Source organism: Phaeodactylibacter xiamenensis, assembly GCF_965229835.1.
GTDB classification, from domain to species: Bacteria; Bacteroidota; Bacteroidia; order Chitinophagales; family Saprospiraceae; genus Phaeodactylibacter; species Phaeodactylibacter xiamenensis.
Genome location: NZ_OZ245931.1, coordinates 3285717 through 3302727, shown reverse-complemented (window position 1 = coordinate 3302727; position 17011 = coordinate 3285717). Strand labels below are relative to the sequence as shown.

Genomic DNA, 17011 nt, shown 5'->3' with positions numbered 1-17011 from the left:
AAAATACGATATTTAAGCCCATGGAACCGTCTGCCCTAAATAACCTGCTATCCAAGCTGCCGCCTGACATTAGCCAGGTGGTCAGGGTTATTGTTTCTATGCAGCAAGAAGCCATATCCCAGCGCGACGAAACGATCCGGGCATTAGAGCAGCGCATCAAAGAACTGGAAGCCCAGCTCAACCAAAACAGCCGGAACAGTTCTCGACCGCCGAGCAGTGACGGCCCTAAGAAGTCACGCACAACAACCCAAAAAAGCAAGAAAGGCAGGAAACCCGGTGGACAGCCAGGGCATAAGGGCACTACTTTGAAGATGGTGCCCAGCGCCGAGGCGAAGATTGAGGACCATTACCCAAAGGCTTGCTCTGGTTGCGGCGCAGATTTATCGGGGCAGCCAAGCTTGGGGTTTGACCGCCGTCAGGTCTTCGATATCCCACCAATTGAGATACAAGTCACAGAGCACCGTGCACACCGCGCCAGCTGTTCCTGCTGTGGGGTGCGCACGCAGGGGCTCTTCCCCGCCGAAGCTACAAATAATGCGGTGTACGGCCCCAACCTGCGGACATTTGCCAGCTACTGCATGTCCTACCAATTGCTGCCTTACGGACGCACGGCAGAACTGCTGTCCGATTTTTTAGGGCAGCCAATAAGCGAAGGGACGCTGGACAATATGCTTTCAGAGGCTTGCTGCCAACTGGACAGCTTCAGCGAGCAAATAATAAGGCGCTTTCAACAAGAGGAGGTAGCCGGCTTTGACGAAACAGGCGTGCGCGCGCAAGGGCAGGCTTATGCCCATGTGGCCAGCGGCAGCGCCCATACTTACTTCTTTCTTGGAAAGCGGGGCTATGCTACGATGGACGAAATGGGCATCTTGCCAGGTTTTAAAGGCATTGCAGTGCATGACCGCTACGCTAACTACTTCGGCTATGACTGCCAGCATAGCCTGTGCAATGCCCATTTACTGCGCAACTTACAAGCCGTCATTGACGAGCATAATGATTACTGGGCCCGGCAACTGCAGGAACTGCTCAAAAACATCAATAAAGCAGTAAAACGGGCAAAAGCGCAAGGCAAAGATGCGTTTTCTTCCAGCCACTGCGCACAGTACCGCCAACGATACATGACCTGGGTACAACAGGGGCTAAAACTGCACCCTGCTATAAATGGGGATGGCACAAAAGGGCCGCCTAAGCAAACCAAAACCCACAACCTCCTTATGGCCTTAAAAGAATATGCCAGCGAGGTGCTCCGTTTCCTGTACGACTTCCGGGTCCCTTTTGACAACAACAGGGCGGAGCGGGACATAAGGATGCTAAAAGGTAAGCGTCCGAGCAAAGGCGTCTTGACTGCCGGTTTTCATGAATCTACCTTTGGGCAAAACCTAAAGATATGAATCCAGTCAAACGCGTACAAAAGTGGCAGGCTCTGCTGGCCGAGCAGTCTGCTTCCGGGTTAAGCAAGAAGGCATTTTGTGAACGAGAAGGTATCAATGCAGCTACTTTTTATTATTGGCAGCGCCGTCTGTCGGAACACGTTCCAGATGAAGGGGCCGGCTTCTTGCGCATCCGTCCCCGGGCCGCACACGAACCCCGGGCGGCACATGAAGTAGTAGTGTGCCTGGCCGATCAAGAGCTGCGCCTGCGCAGCGGTTCGCCAGCGACCCTGGCGCAAATCATCCAACATCTATGCCATGCTTAGTTTTTCTTCTCGACAGCGGTATTTCCTCTACGGCGGGGCCACAGATATGCGCAAGGGCTTTTCGGGGCTGAGCGGCCTGGTGCGGGCGCATATGGACCAGGAATTAATGAGCGGTGATGTATTCATTTTCGTGAACCGCCGCCGCGACCGTATTAAGCTGCTGATGTGGGATATAACAGGCTTTGCCCTGTATTACAAACAGCTGGAGCGGGGGACTTTTGAGTTGCCCCTGGCGGCCCGTGAGGGGACGGCCGAGCTAAGCTGGCCGGAGCTGGTGCTAGTGCTGGAAGGCATCGAATTAAAGTCCATAAAAAGGCGCAAAAGATACCGCCACGGTGCCTGATTTTGCTACCTTTTTCGTATCTTTTCACCAATGAAAGCAACCGTTTCCATAGCAGAACACGAGGCCGTTTTGGCCGAAAATGCGCAACTCAAATTCCGTTTGGAGAAGTTGGAGCGTATGCTGTTTGGGCGTAAGAGCGAACGCTTTGTAGCGGATGCTCCACCGGCCGGACAGCTCAATATGTTCGCTGCCGGCCAAGAGGCCGAAGCGGAGGGGGCGGAGATGGCCCCCTTGCGGGAAAAGATCAGCTACGAGCGCAATAAGCCGGTGGCAAAAAAGAAGCATCCCGGGCGCACACCGCTGCCGGAGCATTTCCCGGTAGAAGAAAAGGCCCTGGAACCGGAAGAAGATACTACGGGCATGGTGCGTGTTGGCGAGCACATCACCGAGTATGTGGAATATACACCGGCGGAGCTGAAGGTCATCCGGTTGATCCGCCCCAAATACGCCAAGCCCAATACGCGGGTGGATGAAAACACCGAGTTTGTTTGTGCACCGCTGCCTAGCCGCCCCATTGAAAAGAGTATTGCCTCGGCTAGTCTGCTAGCTCACATTATTATCAATAAATATATTGATCATTTGCCTTTTTACCGGCAGATCCAGCGTTTTAAGCGCAATCATGACTGGGCGGTCCACAAATCAACCATCAATAGCTGGTTTGTAGCCGTTTGCACCCTACTCAAGCCGCTATACGAAGTCCATCGCCAGCAGATATTGGAACAGGCCTATCTGCAAGCCGACGAATCAAAAATAAAGGTCTTGACCAAAATCCTCAAAGACAAGAACGGTAATCGTATCAAAGTAGATACCCGTAAAAAGGGCAGCAAACAGATGCTGGGCTGGATGTGGGCAATACGTAGCCCACAGACCGGGCAGGTGCTGTTTGTCTATGAAGATAATCGTGGCCAGAAGGCCGCCAATACTGTATTGAGCGGCTTCCAGGGCGGCTTTTTACAGACCGACGGACTGGGCTCCTACAACCAGATCGCTGCACGTGCCGATGTAGAACGCCTGGGCTGCTGGGCACATGTGCGGCGTAAGTTCTTCGAAGCACAGGGCAATGATAAAAAACGAGCCCAGCATGCTCTGGGACTGATCCAGCAGATCTATGGCCACGAACGCAAAACCGCAGAATATACCCCCGAAAAACGTAAGGCCTATCGGGAAGAGCATCTACTGCCTTTGTTCCAGGAGTTTAAAGACTGGCTGGATGAGCAATGCGTCTATGTCACCCCCAAAAGTGCAATGGGGCAGGCCTTCACCTATGCCCAAAACCAATGGCCCACTTTAGTAACCCTATTCCAGGACGGCCGCCTACTCATCGATAATAACCATATCGAAAACAAAATCCGGCCTCTGGCCTTGGGCAGAAAGAACTATCTCTTTGCCGGGTCCCACGAAGCCGCTCAGCGGGCCGCCATGATCTACAGCTTCATGGCCAGCTGTAAGGAACATCAGATCAATCCTTACCAATGGCTTAAAGACACCCTCGATCGTATCCCTGATACCAAGCTCTCCGAACTCAACACCCTAATACCCAGCCCCCAGTGGAAACCGATGGAGCAAAACACGTAGTTGCTCGGACGCTTACGCTAAAAGTGAAAATGAAAATATCCGGTTTCTTTCACAGCATAGAGACTGGCAACCGCTTCCTGCGTATCAGGGCTTTCTTATCCACAGCCACTAAACAGGGATACTCCGCTTTTGAGGCCATGAAGAAGCTCTTCACTGGCCAAACTGAGCCATTCGTATCGAATTTGGTCTGGGGCGATTGATATACCGGCTGAATGGTTACGCATTAAGAGTACTAAAAGAGTATCCAGACGAGTATGTATCAGCATTAGAAAGTTTTGGTCTAGTCAAGGGAGATTTATTTACCAGACATGGAGTGGATTATGATGACGAATTCTTTGAGATTATGGATGACTTTATACTGAACAATACAAATGGGTTGTCAAAATCTGAAGTGTATAGTATCTTTGGGTATACTACAAACTTCTTTTATCAAGATCTTAACTATTGGCTACGTGAAGGGATAAATACAAGTCAAACATCTGGAATAAAAGATTTAATAGATTCAGGTTTAGCCAAACTTCCATCGTGGAATGGGCAATCTCAGATTTATCGAGGAATTAAGATAACAGGAGGTGATGCTCAATTACAGAGCATATTATCAAATTACCAAATAAATAATCCGATAACAGAGTTGCAATTTACCTCTGTAAGTGCGAGTTCGAACACTGCTTTCTTAAATCATGCTAATACTAAAATCAAAATGACCATAACTTTAAAACCTGATTCTAGAGTAAGAGATATATCAGCTCTCTCTGACGGTGTGTTTTATAGAGGCTTCCCCCCTCCTGAACTATTATTTCCTAGTGCAATTAGTTTTCATGTTGACGATATTGTCGAGTCTTCGAATGGTGTTTCTACTATATTCTTAACTGAACTTTGAACTATAATGGATAAGGAACAAATCATAAGTAACTTAATAAAAGATAAAAGATATTCGGAAGCAGCTGAATTGATTAACTCCAAGTTGTCAACAGAAGATTATTGGGTTAAGAATTATCATAGCATGAGTTCCAAAGAAAAAGTGAAATTTTGGTCCGGCTATATTGGAAGGCAAATGAGATGGAATAATGAATCTGGGGTAGATGAAATGGACGTTTTCAATGTGCCAGATTTTAAAATATGGCTTAAATATGAGCCCAATATTTTGCAGATGTTGAAAGAAGTAATAAAGGTACTGAAATTGGATGAAAATGTGGTACTATCAAGGATAGGAATAAGCAAAAAATAAACCACAGTGCTTTTAGAAATTGCCATCGCAGATGCCTATGGAGTAGGCTTTGAGTACAGACCTCAGAACTTCATCCGAGAGAATAACGATCTGGAAAAGTACTACTCTCACGAAAAATATGCCTCATTGCACGGGTGCTATTCCGACGACACACAGATGAGTCTAGGTATTGCGGAATTAATGCTAGAGAACGCCTCATGGGAAGCGAGAATCATTGCGGATTACTTTGTAGAGGTGTTCCAGCGCGATCCCCGAAACGGTTATTCAAAGAAATTTCAGAATATTTTATCCGCTTCGAGTAGCGGGGAAGACTTACTATCGAATATTGTTCCAACAAGTGACCGCAGCGGTGCTGCCATGCGATCTGGTATAATTGGTCTCTACGCAGACACTGAAGGTGTAATGAAAAAGACTCGTTTGCAGGCAAGTCTTACACATAATACGGAATCTGGTAAGGCAGCAGCGGAGGCGGCAGCTTTATTGACACACTATTTTGCTTATCAAAAAGGAGCCAAAGCAGATGTAGGGAATTATGTGAGCGAAGTTGTGTCCAGTCCGAAGTGGTCAGAAGACTGGTCAGGAGAAGTGGGAGAAAAAGGTTGGATGAGTGTGAGAGCGGCAATCACCGCGATAAAGAAAAGCAGTAGTCAATCAGAACTACTCAAAACGTGTATAGCGTTTACCGGAGACGTTGATACAGTTGCTGCTATAGCTTTTTCGGCAGCTTATTTTTGTAGAGAGATAGAACGAGATTTACCCGATTGGATGTATGAACACTTGGAGAACGGTAAATATGGTCGTGATTACCTAATCTCTGTAGATAAACGTTTAGCGGCAAAGTTCGAAGAGGTTATAAACTGGCCACAATCTTAGCAAAAAGGTTTCCTTGCTGCCCATATCATGCCCCCCAACCCAAGCTCCAGCCCTAACACCAAAAGCAACGCTGCAAGTAGTACTGTCTGACGCTTACGGTACAGACCAGGAACGCTGTCGGTTCTCAGATGCTGACAACGAAGTTCGTTCTCCAGTCTGCACCGAAAGCGTCGGGCAGTTCAGCATCTGAGAACTGCGCCAATGCGCCAGCTATCCGGCCAAAGTAAAAATACTATCAGCACCCTCTCACTGCCCGTAGTATTAAAATACATCGACCATGATGGCTTTAGATAACTCAAATTCCTTAAACTGTTGCTGTAGGGCGATGGTGAAAATATCAAACATGCCACCGTCCTCTTCCATCAATATTTTTCCTGCTGAATGAAGCCTGATGCTATAATAGCGTACGCCGACATGCCGCTGATGGATTGGCAGACGAATTATTTGTGAAAGGCCTATATCAGAGAAACTGGAAAAATTTGCTGCTAACAATCGCTTGTATCTTTCCTTAGCAGGCGTTTTTTCCAGCAGAGCTATGATGTCTTCTGCATCGCCAAACTTAGTGAATGTACCCATAGAATCATACAACGCTCGAAGAAAAGGCAGCAGTTCTTTTTCCAGAATATCTGGACGTAGCTTGCCTTCCCAGCTGCTTTCCTTGATTTTGCCTTCATAGATGTTTAGATGAATACCGTGTTCGGCGAGTGGAACTTTCACTTCTTCGATTGCCATTGTATCACAACTAACGCTGACTTCGTTGACTAGCCCTATAGAGAGAAATGCACCCATATTTTTGAGGATAAGATAACAGGTTTTCTTTAAAATTCTCAGATTTGAGCCTTGACAAACCACCTGGGCGAGCGTTACGTTTGGGGTGGCAAGCTACGGGCAGCATGGGGGGCTCTACTACAACCTCGGCAACCCCTATAATACTATGCTGCATAACCGGTTAACGCTCTCTCATTTTCTGGAATAAAGCCAAGAACGATATCAAGGCGAGCTACCCCATAGCTCATTAGTTCTTCAGCAACGTCAATATCTGTCCAGTTGCACTGAATCCATACCTTTTCTTCTTTTATATCAAAATGCATCACGCAGTCATGGATAAACTCGTTTTTGTCCCAGCCCACACGCATAAGCTGATAGTGATTGTTAGCTTTATCAGCAATTACCTGATTTTCAATATTTTTAATATTTGAAGGTTTGATTTTAGCATATTCATTTAACACTTTTAGTATTGCTTCCTGGTATCTTGTTACTTTATCCATGCTGATATTTTTATGGCTCCAATTTGATAAACCAATAGCTTTATTTTTTTCCTTTTGACAATTTCTTTGATGAATGGCCGCTGAAAAAAGGCTCTTCGCCATTAATAGTGGGTTTCGTATTTTTAGCAGATGAAAGACACCGAACTATTTGCAGCAGCCTTAGCGCTAAAATCACCTTGGTATATCAAGAAAATTGACTTTCGAGATACAGCACAGGGAGAAAAGGAACTCCATATCGAAGTAGACCACCATAAGCGGGTCAAATTTGAGTACGAGGGCGAGCTGTGCCCTGTGCACGATCATCAATTGCGGAGTTGGCGGCATCTGCGTTTTTTCCAACATGACTGCTATCTGCACGCACGTGTGCCGCGGGTGAAGACGGAGTCAGGAGAGGTACGCCTGGTAGCTGTGCCCTGGGCTGAGCCGGGCAGCTCCTTTACCCTTTTGTTTGAGCTTGACGTTCTAAAGCTTATGGATAAAGGCATGAGCGCCTCTGCAGTTGGCCGCCACTACAGCTTTGATTCCCGTATAGCTAGCCGTATAGTGGGCCGCCATGTAAGCAACGCTTTGGCTACTCAGGAGCTAAGAACGGTCAAGGACCTGTCTGTCGATGAGACCTCACGAAAGAAAGGGCACAACTACCTGACCATCCTATGTGACCGGCAAGCTAAAAAGGTAGTAGGCGTATCTCGGGGCAAAGACCAAAAAGCTGTAGGCCAAGCACTTATCGATATGGAAGCACGTGGCGCAGACAGGGCTACAGTACGGTCAGTGACTCTAGATATGTCACGCTCCTATATCGCGGCCTGTGAGTCCTACCTTCCACAAGCCGAGATGGTTTTTGACCGCTTTCATTTAGTCAAAAAGCTTAATGAAGCTATTGATACTATTCGAAGAGCAGAACAAAAGCAGTTTAAGGAGGCGCTCAAGCACAGCCGGTATTTATGGCTGCGCAATGCCAGCAAGTTATCTCAAAAGCAGCAACAACGCCTGGACTTGTTAAAAGAAGCATTCCCCAATCTAGGCCAGGCCTACCGGCTCAAAGAGCTATTCCGGGAAGTTTTCGATGCGGCTCAGTTCACCAAGCGCCTCAAGCCGCTCAATGAGTGGATAAAGATGGCTTGGGACAGCGGGATCAAGCCCATCCAGGAGTTTGTCAATATGCTCCATGACCATTGGTACGGTATTAAGACCTACTTCAAAAGATTGGCAAATAATGCTTTCGCTGAAGGGGTGAACCTAAAGATTCAGGAAATAAAGAGAATTGCCAGAGGCTATCGGAACCCACACAATTTCATCCTGATGATCTATTTCAAACTCGGAGGACTTGATTTGAAAATCCACTAAATATGGCGAAGAGCCTGAAAAAAGCCATCGTAAGTCCGTTTGGGTATTGCCAAGTAAAGTTCGCGATTAGGGTCATCAAAGTCAAGAGCCAATGAATACATTTCGTACTGACCAACAGCCTCGTGCATATCCTGTACGGGTGAAGGTTTGATGAAGCTCTTTATTTCTACCGCTATCTTGTGGTTGTCATTCTGCGCTGCTATTAGCTTTTCTGCTCCAAGGTCTATCCTGAAGTCAACTTTTCCGTAGCTGAAAGCGTATGGATCTGGTTCAGCCCCCTAAGAATCGGACAAAATTCTATTAGTGAATAATAATCATTCGTGATGGTATTATCTTTGCTCTGCGAGAACACCAACGGTGACGATTGTACCGAAGGTAGTAATGCGTAGGCCTACCATTACGTTTTTAATAATGAGGCCCCATCGAGGGAACCTCATTATTGCGAGGAACACCTGCTGGTTCTGATTACCCGAAGGAACAGTCATAGCGGTGTATCTCTTTCCAAGATAAAACATCCTGAAGACTTAGCCTCAATTTGAACCGAGCTTTCTTTTTATCGAAGGTTTCCATTTCGATTTGGTTATCCTCCCAGAGTGCCCAAAACATACTCGGACTGAGCATCGCTATAGAGCTATGCTGGCGGTGGTTATTGTAAGTCTGGTAGAACTTATTCAACCGGTTTTCCAAGTCTTTGAGCGTATGGAAACAGGCTCCTTTCAAAGAGCTGCCTAAGGTCTTGTGAAAGCTCTCTACGTGGCCATTTTCCTCGGGCGTGTAAGGATGCGTAAAAACCTGATTAAGGTGATTGTCCCGAAAGTATTGTTGGACCATTTTACTGCAAAATTGCTTGCCATTATCATTGCGTATTTCGACGCTGATTTGAGCTTTGAGCAAGTCCGCTGGCTGCAAGTATTTCACGATGACCTGATCCCAGGCATCCTTGATCTGTTCTTGCTTCATGACGTAGCCTACAGCCCAATGTAAGGCAAAGCGGGTAAAAGTATCCAATATCGTCAGGACGTAGGCGTAGCAGGACTTTCCAGCTACCCAGACGTACTTGATATCCATTTCAATGATCCTTAATGGGCCTTGCGGGCATACTCTGCGGTACTGGACAAAATTACGCCCTTTACGTTTTCTGGCCTTACACAAAAGGCCATTTTCCTGTTCCAGCCGGTACACTTTTTTATGGTTGATATACCAACCTCGGACTTGTAAAGTAGCACTCACCAAACGATACCAATTTGGCAAATCTTTATCAGCCAAAATAGAGATAATACCGGTGACTACTTCCTCGTTACTACGACGCGTTAAGAGTTGAGTTACTGGGTCTTTGAACAGTGTCCAATGGGTGGCTTGCTTGCCTACTTTTCGGCCCGTTGGCTGATAGTATAAATCATGGCGGGTAAGCCCCGTTATCGTTAACACTTCCTCCCGCATCAAACCCAGCGACATGTATTGTTTTGCTAACATTACTTTCTCAACTCTGGGTACTTTTTTTTCAATAGCTCATCCTTTAACCGGCTTCTCAGCTGCTCTTCTGCAAGCATGAGCTTGTAATGGACCAGTTCGTTTTCCAGCTCTCGTATCCGGCTCCGGTTGGCCTTAGCTACGCTATGGTCTAAGCCATCAGCACCATCAGCTTGATACTGCTTTTTCCAGTAATAGTACGTTGCAGGGTACACATCATACTTCGCCAAAGTTACTTTGACCCCATAAGCTTTAGCTTCATCCAGAATCTCCAGCTTCTCCTTTTTGCTGAATTTCCGGCCTCTGTTTTCTTGCTTTTCCATATCTAAATCTCTAAAAAAGTTTTTAGACTTTTGTCAGAGTATTTAGGGGGCTGTTACAGGATCATCGGTGATGGTCCAGCCTTCCTTTTCTAACGCCTGCTTCACGACATCGTGATATTTATCTCTTGTTGACATATCCGGTTATTTTACAATAGCAGATGAAACCTGGAAAAACTTCCTAACAAAAGTTGTTGATTTTATATTTTAGGAAGGAAGTTTAGTAGAAAAAGGAACCAGAAGTTATACATTTAAATTTTGAGACTGTTTATAATAAACTCAAGTCTGAGACACCTGTAGACTTTATCTCATGCCAATAAGAAGCAGCAATAATAGCGTAAAATTATTACTTATTTATTTACCGTATAATGCTTTTCTAAAAGCATTTTATGTACTTTTTAATCATATTATCTATATTGAATACCCTGAAAACATAGCACGGGCCTATTTTCGTACTACAGAAGGAGATAACATAATTGAGATAATATTTTCAAATATCTTCCTTAACATCATTTATGATTTTTTTTGGCTACTGCCTGCTACAATAATGAACTTTTATATTTTTTATAAATTGATTACTTCCTTACTCCAGGAAAAGGAGAACGTATATGAGTATATAAGCTTTTTACTTTTGAAAGTATATTTATTTTGGTGCCTTATTTACTTGTGTTCTATTGGTTTTGGTTCCTTTATCAAGGAAGATTCGTTAGGATCTCTGCTATCAGGGCCATTTGCTCCATATGGTGGGTTAATGATAACTTATATACTATTGGGTAATTTTGTTTTTTTGATATTGTTTGTTCCACTATGGGAGAAATACATCAAAAAATTGTTTACATGATTGATATGGAAACAGTGTGTAGAACAAAGATTACCTTCAAAATCGGTCACTCTTTTAGCACCCCCGCTGCCCATACTATGAACCACTGCCATCGGCCAAAACAACCAAAAGCAACGCTGCAAGTAGGACTGACACTGTTGGTTCCCGAATTCTGACGGCGGAGTTTGTCAGTACAGCATCCAGGAATTGTGTCTACGCGCTAGCTATCCGGTCGAAGTGGAAATATTAGCGGAGGAGTTATTCTGCCATATATTTCTGTTATCAACAGCCAAAGATTTTAGCCCTTAATTTCATGAATTCTTGATTTTAAACGCACAACAAGTTTTACATGAAAATACGCAGTATAATAATCTCAGCCCTATTCATTATGGTTCTTCTGTACGGAGCTTATATTTTATGGGCAATCCTTGCGTTTGGAGGGGGCTGTAACAGAATGGCTCCTGAAACACATTTTTTGCCGGATGGCTACACGGGGAAAGTATATATATTTTTTAATCAGAGCGAGGGCAGGGCAAGAGAATATGATGAAAATGCAAGAGTTTACAGGATTCCAAAATCCGGAGTGCTGCGAACCAAATTTAAATCCAATAGCGGCACGATAGATGCAAGGAAGGATTTGAATTTCTATTACCAAAAACCAGATACCTTACTAGAGCTAAAGCAATATGTGTTTGCAAGGGCAGATAGCACTTTAAACCTTGACTCGAATACGGTAGTAGTATTTGAGTATGGTATAGGTAGAGGCTGGAGAGGGTTTGGCAAAGAAGGAGAGGAGCTTAGATCAACCACCTATATAGTAGATAGCTTAAAAAACATCAACAAAAGAGATTATAAGCTAACAATTGAGAGGTTTGAAGATTGGGATCATTAAAAACAGATGCATTATGCTGGGGCTTTTCAAGAAACTAATGGAATAGTAGTGCCAAAGATCACACCACAAAACCCATCACTTCAACGCCCTACAGTACCGCCTCCCGCGCCGCCTTCATTGGAATGCCAATGCACTTCTTTTCCATATAGGCCAGCATCTTTTCCATCAGCGCTTTGGTCTGATCATCGAGGGTGGCAACCTCCTTGTGGAAGACTTCGTTCATGGCGCGCTCCCTGACGGCTTTGATTTCGATGGGGACCTGCCGCATGGCCAGTTCAATCTGACGCTGCTTGATGAGGGCAGGCATTTGCTGTATGTACTCGTTGAGGACTTTGTGGGCGCGTTCCACTTCGCGTTCGCGGAAAGCGAGGTTTTGCTTGGCGAGGTTGCGCAGCCCCTCCACTTCGATGTATTCAAAATTGAACTGTTCGACAGCGGCTTCGGCTACGTTGTTGGGAATGGAGAGATCAATGACAACTTTGCGTTCGGTGTCGCCCTGCAGCAGCTTTTCGTAAAGCGGGGCTGTAATGATCGGCTCAGTAGACCCGGTGCATACGATCAGGCAATCGAAGCCTTCCTGATAGTCAGACAGGTCGCTTAGCGGCAGCGCCCGACCGTTTAGGGTTTTGGCCAACTGCTCAGCTTTGTCGAGGCTGCGGTTGAAAACCGTAATGTCGGAAAACTCGTATTTGCTCAGGAATTTGCCCACGAGCTGATTGGTCTGCCCGGCACCAACGAGCAGCACGCGGTCTTCTTTGTGGACGTGTGCTTTGAGCATTTGCTGAAAAGCCAGCGATACCACGGAAACCGGCTTATCACCAATCCGGGTGCGGTTGTAGACAGCTTTGGCAGCCACTACGGCCTGCTGAAAAACGAGGCGGATGTATTCTCCGGTGGTGCCCCAACTGTGGCAGAGTTCGTAAGCTTCGCGGATCTGGCGGAGGATTTGGCGCTCACCGATCACGAGAGAGTCGATGGAAGCGGAAACATCAAAAAAGTGTTTGAGTGCTTCTTCTCCCTGATAGTGGTAAACGATATCATCAAGCTCGTCTTCAAGCTCGATCGGCATGTCAGGGTTAATACGCTGAAAGAAATGGGCGATGAAGCGCTCGTCCACCTGATGATTGGTGGTGAAGAAGTACATAACCCGGTTGCAGGTGGGCAGGTAGAACAGCTCATCAATATGGAATTGCGCCTTAAGCTGCTGCAATTGCTGCTTCAGTGCCTCCTGATCGTCCACCTTGATCACAAAATCGCCTATATCCTTGAGGTTAGTGCGTTTGTGTGTTACCGTAAGTATATTGTACTTCGCCAGCATAAAGCCCTTAAATTCAGTGTTCGGTTACAAAAGTAATTTTCGCTCGTTGCATCAATGTCACAAAACTGCAACAAGGTTCAACAAAACTATTTATCGACCGTATTTCTTGTCATGACATTTATCAACATCTTATATCTCCTTACGAAAAAATGACAAAAGAAATATTGGTTTTTTGAAAGGCCACAGCTTGGTAAAGCCCTGCTATGCCTCTGTTTCAGCGTTTTTGTCGCAATAGTCAAGTATAAATACGAAGTGTAGGCTCGAACCGTTGTCAGGCTTCGGTCATAAAGTTGCACAAAATTTTTTGTTGAACTAAGTTCCTGATCCTGAAAGGAGTTCGTTGGTGAATATTTGCTCAATAGCTTCCAAAGTGGATTCGATGTTGTTTGCCTTCAGCCAGGTTACAAACCTGGAGACGCGCGCTGCATCCATTTGCCCCCACGTTTGGGCAGTTCCGTAGTAGGGGTTGGTGCGTTTCTGGGCTTTTACCAGGTCAATGCGCTCCCGGTCGTGTGCGGTTACAAAAGCCCCCAGCATACGGGCCGCTGATTCGGGGTTTTCCAGGGCGTGGAGGTAGCCGGCTTTGGTGGCTTGTAAGAAGGCTTGGTAGGCTTCCCGGCGACTTTCAATTTGGTCTGCCAACGCCAGAAGCACCGGTGAATAGCCATAAGGTATGCCGTAATTGCCAAGTTCAAAACAACGCAGCTCAATGCCCTGTGTTTCTGCTTCCACTCCTTCCCAGTTTTGGAATATCCAGGTGGCATCTGCTTTGTTCTCAAGCAAGGTATTCCAAATACCAAGCTTATTTGGATAGCTGAGATAGAGCTCGCCCTTACCGCCATCATTGCGCACCATCTGCTGCACAATTTTGTCTTCGTACCGGGCACCGTAGGAGGCATAGCTTCTGCCATCCAACGCAGCGGGGCGGTTGATGTCACTGGAAGCCAGTACCGCGATGGCACTGGCATCTTCCTGCAGGATGGCTGCCACAGCTTTGACTGCTGCCCTCCTGGATTTGGTATTTAGGCTGATGGCGCTCTCCGTTGGGGCGATGGCAAAGTCTACCTGCCCGAGCTCCAGCTTCTTGGCCGGGGTCGTGGCGTATTGATCTGCAGAAGGGTCAATAATTTGGACCTGTAGCCCGGCGTTTTCATAGTAGCCCAGCTCCTGCGCCACAAAGAATCCCGTGTGATTGGTGTTAGGTGTCCAGTCGAGTGCTATACTAATAGGTGTCATAGTAGCAAGGTGTCTGTTTGATGATTTCAGGATATATCTTACAAAATAGTCAAGGGTTAGGTTTGAGTGGCTTCCACCAAATTACACCTTGTTATATGGAGTCCTTCACAACTCCTCCTGCAACAGTTGGACAAAAAACAAATTTGCGTTAGCTTTGCCCCGCTAAATCATAAGCGATTAGCAGAACCTAAACTCAGAACGGAAAGGTTTGGGCATTAGGCACAAACCCGACGTAGGAGTTTATGCCGACACCAAGCAGGTTTGAACCTCAAACCACTTCGTCGTCGGTATAAAAACAAAGAGGGCCAAATGGATCCTCCGAATCAACTATAACTTTAAACAAAAAATGGTATGGGTCAAACGATCACTTATTTAGTACCCGTCTTTGGTGTACTCGCCCTGTTGTACACCTTCTGGCGCTCGGCCTGGGTGTCAAAGCAGGAAGTTGGAACAGAACGCATGGGCCGTATCGCGGTGAATATCGCGGATGGTGCCATGGCATTTCTCAAAGCGGAATACCGCGTACTGGCCATCTTCGTACTGGCCGTGGCAATCCTACTGGGCATCAGCGGTAATACTGCTGATTCCTCTCCCCTTATCGCTCTGTCTTTTGTACTGGGCGCGATTTGCTCTGCACTGGCAGGGTTTATTGGCATGCGCGTAGCGACTAAAGCCAACGTGCGCACCACCAACGCTGCCCGTACAAGTCTGGGCAAAGCCCTGGAGATCGCCTTTGCTGGCGGCTCTGTTATGGGCCTTGGCGTAGTCGGTCTTGGCGTAGTCGGTCTTGGCGTGCTCTTCCTGGGCTACTCGAGCATGGGGTGGGATATTAACCGCGTGATCACCGTGATTACCGGTTTCTCTTTTGGTGCATCTTCCATTGCGCTCTTTGCACGTGTGGGCGGCGGTATTTATACCAAAGCTGCTGACGTGGGCGCTGACCTCGTAGGTAAAGTGGAAGCCGGTATCCCAGAGGACCACCCCCTCAACCCTGCAACAATCGCGGACAACGTAGGCGACAACGTAGGTGACGTAGCCGGTATGGGCGCTGACCTGTTCGAGTCTTATGTGGGTTCTATCATCGGTACGATGGTACTGGGTGCTGCGTTTATTTTGGTGACAGACCCTGCGACGCAGGAAGTCATCAGTGGTTCCGCCGGTTTTGAAAGCGATAACCCCTTTGGAGGCCTGAACGCCGTACTGTTGCCACTGGTACTCGCAAGCGTTGGCATCGTGACCTCTATCCTGGGTACTTTCTTTGTGAAGGTAAAAGAAGGCGGTGACCCTCAGAAAGCCCTGAACCGTGGGGAATTTCTGTCTGCCGGTGTGATGTTGGCGGCCACTTTCGGCATCGTTAACTGGATGCTGCCTGCAGAATGGACTTTCGAAGGTACCACTTACACCTCTATGGGTGTATTCTGGGCCGTGATCTTCGGCCTTGCTGGCGGTCTCCTCATCGGTATGATTACCGAATACTACACAGGCACAGGCACAAAACCGGTAAAGAGCATCGTGGACCAGTCTCTGACGGGTGCGGCGACTAACATCATCGCCGGTCTTGGTGTGGGTATGCAGTCAACGGCTATCCCTATTCTGATCCTGGCAGTTGCTATCGTAGGTTCTTACTCTTTTGCTGGCCTGTATGGTATCGCAATTGCTGCAGTAGGTATGCTTTCCAATACCGGCATTCAGCTGGCGGTAGATGCTTATGGCCCGATTTCCGACAACGCCGGCGGTATCGCTGAAATGGCAGAGCTGCCAAAAGAAGTGCGCGAGCGTACAGACAAGCTTGATGCAGTAGGTAACACTACGGCTGCAATTGGTAAAGGTTTCGCAATCGGTTCTGCGGCACTTACTGCCCTGGCACTCTTTGCTGCCTTCATCACTGCGTACAACCTCAGCCACCCGGATGCAAGACTAACCAGCATCAACATCACCAGCCCTTATGTCATGGCGGCCCTGTTTGTGGGCGGTATGTTGCCTTTCCTGTTCTCTGCCCTCTCTATGGGTGCAGTGGGCCGTGCGGCAATGGATATGATTCAGGAGGTGCGCCGTCAGTTCAAGTCTATCCCTGAGCTGACTGCAGCGCTTGACGTAATGCGCAAAAACGACGGCAAAGACTTCGCTGACTGGAGCGATGCCGATCAGAAGACCTTCGAAGCAGCCGACGGCAAGGCAGAATATGGCAAGTGTGTGGAAATCTCCACTGCGGCTTCTATCCGCGAGATGGTGCGCCCTGGCCTGCTGGCCGTACTGGCACCGGTTGTGGTTGGCCTGACACCTGGACTGATAGGCCTGGGCAGCCAACTAGGGGCAGAAATGCTCGGCGGTCTTCTTGCTGGCGTTACCGTAACAGGTGTACTCATGGCCATCTTCCAGTCTAACGCTGGCGGTGCATGGGACAACGCCAAGAAAATGTTTGAAGAAGGCGTGGAAATCAACGGTGAAATGTACTACAAGGGCTCTGACCCGCACAAAGCCACCGTTGTAGGTGATACCGTGGGTGATCCGTTCAAGGATACCTCCGGCCCATCACTGAACATTCTGCTGAAGCTGATGTCTGTGGTCGCACTGGTAATTGCGCCACTGCTGTAATCTCAGCGAAGGAATAATTGTAACAGCCCC

General features: G+C 47.2%; 18 protein-coding genes and 1 pseudogene. 11 read left to right on the top strand and 8 right to left on the bottom strand.

Features of this window, described 5'->3' with window-relative positions; translation table 11 throughout:
* Positions 1-20 precede the first annotated feature (20 nt).
* From tnpC (ACO08I_RS12190) to ACO08I_RS12155, 8 genes are read left to right on the top strand one after another with little or no spacing between them, the layout of a single operon-like run.
* A complete protein-coding gene (gene tnpC, locus ACO08I_RS12190; RefSeq protein WP_421949441.1) occupies positions 21-1391 on the top strand; it encodes an IS66 family transposase in 1371 nt (456 codons plus the stop codon).
* Positions 1388-1696 carry an IS66 family insertion sequence element accessory protein TnpA gene (tnpA, locus tag ACO08I_RS12185; RefSeq protein WP_421947417.1) on the top strand — a complete coding sequence of 103 codons (309 nt, stop codon included), beginning with the start codon at positions 1388-1390 and terminating at the stop codon, positions 1694-1696. Before tnpC (ACO08I_RS12190) ends, tnpA begins: the two co-directional genes overlap by 4 nt.
* Positions 1689-2039: an IS66 family insertion sequence element accessory protein TnpB gene (tnpB, locus tag ACO08I_RS12180; protein ID WP_421947416.1), complete on the top strand. Its 351-nt coding sequence runs from the start codon at positions 1689-1691 to the stop codon at positions 2037-2039. Before tnpA ends, tnpB begins: the two co-directional genes overlap by 8 nt.
* 30 nt (positions 2040-2069) lie before the next feature.
* A complete protein-coding gene (gene tnpC / locus ACO08I_RS12175) occupies positions 2070-3614 on the top strand; it encodes an IS66 family transposase (protein WP_421947415.1) in 1545 nt (514 codons plus the stop codon).
* Positions 3615-3643: 29 nt separating this feature from the next.
* On the top strand, positions 3644-3814 hold the full coding sequence (locus tag ACO08I_RS12170) for a hypothetical protein (protein WP_421949440.1): 171 nt from the start codon (positions 3644-3646) through the stop codon (positions 3812-3814).
* A complete protein-coding gene (locus tag ACO08I_RS12165) occupies positions 3811-4494 on the top strand; it encodes an ADP-ribosyltransferase (protein ID WP_282774191.1) in 684 nt (227 codons plus the stop codon). The genes ACO08I_RS12170 and ACO08I_RS12165 overlap by 4 nt, the downstream gene beginning before the upstream one ends.
* 6 nt (positions 4495-4500) lie before the next feature.
* Complete coding sequence (locus tag ACO08I_RS12160) at positions 4501-4842, top strand: hypothetical protein (RefSeq protein WP_282774194.1); 342 nt, start codon at positions 4501-4503, stop codon at positions 4840-4842.
* A 6-nt stretch (positions 4843-4848) separates the two neighbouring features.
* Positions 4849-5715: an ADP-ribosylglycohydrolase family protein gene (locus tag ACO08I_RS12155; RefSeq protein WP_282774195.1), complete on the top strand. Its 867-nt coding sequence runs from the start codon at positions 4849-4851 to the stop codon at positions 5713-5715.
* A 261-nt stretch (positions 5716-5976) separates the two neighbouring features.
* On the opposite strand, the gene ACO08I_RS12150 is transcribed toward ACO08I_RS12155, so the two are convergent.
* Positions 5977-6504 (bottom strand): hypothetical protein, encoded by a 528-nt coding sequence (locus ACO08I_RS12150; RefSeq protein ID WP_282774196.1) that lies wholly within the window; start codon positions 6502-6504, stop codon positions 5977-5979.
* 143 nt (positions 6505-6647) lie between these two features.
* Complete coding sequence (locus ACO08I_RS12145) at positions 6648-7085, bottom strand: XisI protein (protein WP_421949439.1); 438 nt, start codon at positions 7083-7085, stop codon at positions 6648-6650.
* A gap of 27 nt (positions 7086-7112) precedes the next feature.
* Between ACO08I_RS12145 and ACO08I_RS12140 the strand changes: the two genes are divergently transcribed.
* Positions 7113-8330, top strand: coding sequence for an ISL3 family transposase (locus ACO08I_RS12140; RefSeq protein WP_282777646.1), 1218 nt, complete (start codon positions 7113-7115; stop codon positions 8328-8330).
* On the opposite strand, the pseudogene ACO08I_RS12135 reads toward ACO08I_RS12140, so the two are convergent.
* The 4 genes and pseudogenes from ACO08I_RS12135 to ACO08I_RS12120 form a co-directional block, all read right to left on the bottom strand.
* Positions 8327-8584: pseudogene (locus ACO08I_RS12135) on the bottom strand (element excision factor XisH family protein); the annotation flags it as partial. The gene ACO08I_RS12140 and the pseudogene ACO08I_RS12135 overlap by 4 nt on opposite strands.
* A gap of 211 nt (positions 8585-8795) precedes the next feature.
* Positions 8796-9803 carry a transposase gene (locus tag ACO08I_RS12130; protein ID WP_421947434.1) on the bottom strand — a complete coding sequence of 336 codons (1008 nt, stop codon included), beginning with the start codon at positions 9801-9803 and terminating at the stop codon, positions 8796-8798.
* Positions 9803-10123, bottom strand: a complete 321-nt coding sequence (locus tag ACO08I_RS12125) for a transposase (RefSeq protein WP_421946841.1) — start codon at positions 10121-10123, stop codon at positions 9803-9805. The genes ACO08I_RS12130 and ACO08I_RS12125 overlap by 1 nt, the downstream gene beginning before the upstream one ends.
* A 42-nt stretch (positions 10124-10165) precedes the next feature.
* Positions 10166-10258, bottom strand: coding sequence for an element excision factor XisH family protein (locus tag ACO08I_RS12120; protein ID WP_421949438.1), 93 nt, complete (start codon positions 10256-10258; stop codon positions 10166-10168).
* Positions 10259-11289: 1031 nt separating this feature from the next.
* On the opposite strand from ACO08I_RS12120, the gene ACO08I_RS12115 reads away from it, so the two are divergent.
* Positions 11290-11832, top strand: a complete 543-nt coding sequence (locus ACO08I_RS12115; RefSeq protein WP_421949437.1) for a DUF6843 domain-containing protein — start codon at positions 11290-11292, stop codon at positions 11830-11832.
* An 88-nt stretch (positions 11833-11920) separates the two neighbouring features.
* On the opposite strand, the gene hemA is transcribed toward ACO08I_RS12115, so the two are convergent.
* Together hemA and ACO08I_RS12105 are read right to left on the bottom strand one after the other, a co-directional pair.
* Positions 11921-13150: a glutamyl-tRNA reductase gene (hemA, locus tag ACO08I_RS12110; protein ID WP_421949436.1), complete on the bottom strand. Its 1230-nt coding sequence runs from the start codon at positions 13148-13150 to the stop codon at positions 11921-11923.
* A 312-nt stretch (positions 13151-13462) separates the two neighbouring features.
* A complete protein-coding gene (locus ACO08I_RS12105; protein ID WP_421949435.1) occupies positions 13463-14386 on the bottom strand; it encodes an ABC transporter substrate-binding protein in 924 nt (307 codons plus the stop codon).
* A 351-nt stretch (positions 14387-14737) separates the two neighbouring features.
* Here ACO08I_RS12105 and ACO08I_RS12100 point away from each other — a divergent pair, with 351 nt between their 5' ends.
* Positions 14738-16981 carry a sodium-translocating pyrophosphatase gene (locus ACO08I_RS12100; protein WP_421949434.1) on the top strand — a complete coding sequence of 748 codons (2244 nt, stop codon included), beginning with the start codon at positions 14738-14740 and terminating at the stop codon, positions 16979-16981.
* Positions 16982-17011 lie beyond the last annotated feature (30 nt).

What these genes read in the sequence shown, in the direction of transcription:
- ACO08I_RS12120 (WP_421949438.1), bottom strand. Translation starts at nt 10,258, where the DNA reads ATGTCAACAAGAGATAAATATCACGATGTCGTGAAGCAGGCGTTAGAA.
- tnpB (WP_421947416.1), top strand. Translation starts at nt 1,689, where the DNA reads ATGCTTAGTTTTTCTTCTCGACAGCGGTATTTCCTCTACGGCGGGGCC.
- ACO08I_RS12105 (WP_421949435.1), bottom strand. Translation starts at nt 14,386, where the DNA reads ATGACACCTATTAGTATAGCACTCGACTGGACACCTAACACCAATCAC.
- ACO08I_RS12125 (WP_421946841.1), bottom strand. Translation starts at nt 10,123, where the DNA reads ATGGAAAAGCAAGAAAACAGAGGCCGGAAATTCAGCAAAAAGGAGAAG.
- ACO08I_RS12130 (WP_421947434.1), bottom strand. Translation starts at nt 9,803, where the DNA reads ATGTTAGCAAAACAATACATGTCGCTGGGTTTGATGCGGGAGGAAGTG.
- ACO08I_RS12100 (WP_421949434.1), top strand. Translation starts at nt 14,738, where the DNA reads ATGGGTCAAACGATCACTTATTTAGTACCCGTCTTTGGTGTACTCGCC.
- tnpC (WP_421947415.1), top strand. Translation starts at nt 2,070, where the DNA reads ATGAAAGCAACCGTTTCCATAGCAGAACACGAGGCCGTTTTGGCCGAA.
- ACO08I_RS12140 (WP_282777646.1), top strand. Translation starts at nt 7,113, where the DNA reads ATGAAAGACACCGAACTATTTGCAGCAGCCTTAGCGCTAAAATCACCT.
- ACO08I_RS12170 (WP_421949440.1), top strand. Translation starts at nt 3,644, where the DNA reads ATGAAAATATCCGGTTTCTTTCACAGCATAGAGACTGGCAACCGCTTC.
- tnpC (WP_421949441.1), top strand. Translation starts at nt 21, where the DNA reads ATGGAACCGTCTGCCCTAAATAACCTGCTATCCAAGCTGCCGCCTGAC.
- hemA (WP_421949436.1), bottom strand. Translation starts at nt 13,150, where the DNA reads ATGCTGGCGAAGTACAATATACTTACGGTAACACACAAACGCACTAAC.
- tnpA (WP_421947417.1), top strand. Translation starts at nt 1,388, where the DNA reads ATGAATCCAGTCAAACGCGTACAAAAGTGGCAGGCTCTGCTGGCCGAG.
- ACO08I_RS12115 (WP_421949437.1), top strand. Translation starts at nt 11,290, where the DNA reads ATGAAAATACGCAGTATAATAATCTCAGCCCTATTCATTATGGTTCTT.
- ACO08I_RS12150 (WP_282774196.1), bottom strand. Translation starts at nt 6,504, where the DNA reads ATGGGTGCATTTCTCTCTATAGGGCTAGTCAACGAAGTCAGCGTTAGT.
- ACO08I_RS12145 (WP_421949439.1), bottom strand. Translation starts at nt 7,085, where the DNA reads ATGGCGAAGAGCCTTTTTTCAGCGGCCATTCATCAAAGAAATTGTCAA.
- ACO08I_RS12160 (WP_282774194.1), top strand. Translation starts at nt 4,501, where the DNA reads ATGGATAAGGAACAAATCATAAGTAACTTAATAAAAGATAAAAGATAT.